At 68.7% G+C, this 2,323-nt stretch carries 2 protein-coding genes and 1 pseudogene; 1 reads left to right on the top strand and 2 read right to left on the bottom strand.

The window, feature by feature from the left end:
- Positions 1–237: pseudogene (locus tag H5411_RS46210) on the top strand (transposase); the annotation flags it as partial.
- Between the two features lie 272 nt (positions 238–509).
- Here H5411_RS46210 and H5411_RS46205 read toward each other — a convergent pair.
- Positions 510–1,409, bottom strand: coding sequence for an alpha/beta fold hydrolase (locus H5411_RS46205; RefSeq protein WP_110341406.1), 900 nt, complete (start codon positions 1,407–1,409; stop codon positions 510–512).
- Between the two features lie 15 nt (positions 1,410–1,424).
- Positions 1,425–2,323: BtrH N-terminal domain-containing protein (locus H5411_RS46200; protein WP_183127987.1), on the bottom strand; the 899-nt coding region annotated here is incomplete at its 5' end.

Raw genomic sequence — 2,323 nt, 5'->3', positions numbered from 1 at the left:
CAGGCGGCCACCGACCGGTTCGACGAGTTCGCGAAGCAGTGGCAGGACAAGTACCCGGCGATCGTGGCGTTGTGGCGCAACGCCTGGGCCGAGTTCGTGCCGTTCCTCGAATACGACGTCGAGATTCGCAAGGTCATCTGCACCACGAACGCGATCGAGTCGATCAACGCCCGCTACCGGCGGGCAATCAAGGCCCGCGGTCATTTCCCCTCCGACGCCGCGGCGCTGAAGTGCCTGGAAAGCGCCGTTAAACGCGTTCGCGATCACCTTCCCCGGACGCCTCGACCCGACCACCAACGAGAACCAAGATCAGATCCACCGTTCATCTGACAGACCCGACAACGCACCACCGGGCCCGAGTAACCGAGCTGGGTGGCGATGGCGGGGCGATGGCGTTCGTCGGCCAGCCGACGTTCCCCTCACGGGAGCTGCGGAACAGGTCAATCCGGTAGCGGCAGAAGGCCAGGTGATCAAGGCCGGAGGAACGGTGTCGGCCGCTGTCCCGGTATTCATGTCCCTGGCCCGCTCCGCTTTCTCGATTCGGCGCGTGGAAGGGGGAGGAGGTGGTTGAGGAAGTCGATCAGGTGGTTGGTGAAGATGTCGTTGTCGTCGCCGGCGACCATGTGTGCGGTGTTGGTGACGGTGGCGGTGTGGGCGGTGGGGATGTGGTGGAGAAGGTGGTCGACGGAGTCGTGGTTGACGATGTCGGATAGTTCGCCGCGGATGAGCAGGGTGGGGATGGTGATCTGTTGGGCGGCGGTGTCCATGCGGGTGGTGAGGTCGGTGAGGGCGGAGGTGTCGCTGATGAACTGGAGCAGTTGCGGGTCCCAGTGCCAGCGCCAGCGGCCGTCGCGGTGTTGGCGGAGGTTCTTGCGGAGTCCGTGGGTGGTGGCGGGGCGGGTTCGGTGGGGGTTGTAGGCGGCGATCGCGGCGGCGGCCTCGTCCAGGGTGGCGAAGCCGTCGCGGTGGCGGGTCATAAAATCGAGGATGCGGGCGGCGCCGGCGGGATTGATCTGGGGCGCGATGTCGACGAGTACGAGGGCGCGGGCGATGGTGTGGTCGGCGTGGGCGAGCAGTGCGGTGATACCGCCCATGGAGGCGCCGATGAGCACGGGGGTGTCGTTGAGGGTGCCGGCGATGTGGACGAGGTCGTCCACGAGGTGATCGACGGTGTAGTCGTGGGGGTGTGCCCAGTCGCTGTCACCGTGTCCGCGGGCGTCGAGGGTGAGCGCGGTCCAGCCGTGCCCGGCGAGCCGGGCGGCGGTGTGGTGCCAGGAGTGGCGGGTTTGCCCGACGCCGTGGAGCAGGACGGCGGTGCCGCGCGATGGGGTGGCTGGTGGTGCGGTCCAGTGGTCACCAGCCAGGGTGAGGCCCGCGCGGCGGTAGGTGAGGGGTGTGGGAGTGGTCACGGCGTCTCCGGGGCGTCAAGAGCTGAGTTCGCGGGCGAGGAGGTCGAGCAGATCGGCGCCTTGCTGTTCGAGTTCGGGGAGATGTTCCGCGGTGTCGGCGAGCGCGGTGACGCGGGTGGTGGTGGAGATGTCGGCGGTGGCGATGCGGGCGAGGCCGTGCCAGAGCTGGGTGAGCTGGGCGTAGAGGTCGGCGGCTTGTCCTGCTATGGGCAGGCCGGCGCGCTGGTTGAGGTAGTGCAGGTAGTCGGCTTGCAGCCGGCGGAACAGGCTGCCGCCGGTGCCGGCCTTGTCGATGAACGCGGCCAGCGCGGTGAGCACGGTATCCAGTTGCGTGGGGGTGAACACGTCGGGCCAGCGCCGCAGGTCGTCGACGAAGACGCTGATGCCGTCCAGGCCGGCGCCATGCACGAGGTCGGCCACCCCGTCGAGTTGACCGGCAGGCAGCAGTGACTGGGCATTTCGCAGAGCTCGAGCGGCAGCGTGGCAGGCGTCGGCGGCGGTGTCGGCCAGGGGCGGCAGCTGGGTGGGGTAGCGCAGCCGGTAGGTGGTGTGCCGGGTGGGTACGGGGAATCCGGTGGAGCTGCGGGCGCGGGCCAGCGCGTCGTAGGGGACGGGTTGGGGGTCGGCGCGGTCGTTGTCGACGACGGTAGCGGTACGGGTGTGGTCGTCGTAGCCGGTGATCACGATGTCGTGGCGGCTCATGCTCAGCCGCACCCGCAGATACGGGAGATGGGCGATGTCGGCCCAGCACAGCACCGGATACCCGTGGTCGAGTTCCTCGCGGACCCAGGCCCAGCCTTCGTCGGGATCATCGGTGGCATGCTGGGTGGCGGTGATCCCGAGACGGCGGGTGAACCCACCGGTGAGGTCGGGGCCCCGACCCACGAGGTAGATCGGCGGGCTCATGGCGGGAT

The organism is Amycolatopsis echigonensis (assembly GCF_014174495.1).
Taxonomy (GTDB): Bacteria; Actinomycetota; Actinomycetes; order Mycobacteriales; family Pseudonocardiaceae; genus Amycolatopsis; species Amycolatopsis echigonensis.
This window is presented reverse-complemented; position numbering and strand designations above follow the sequence as displayed.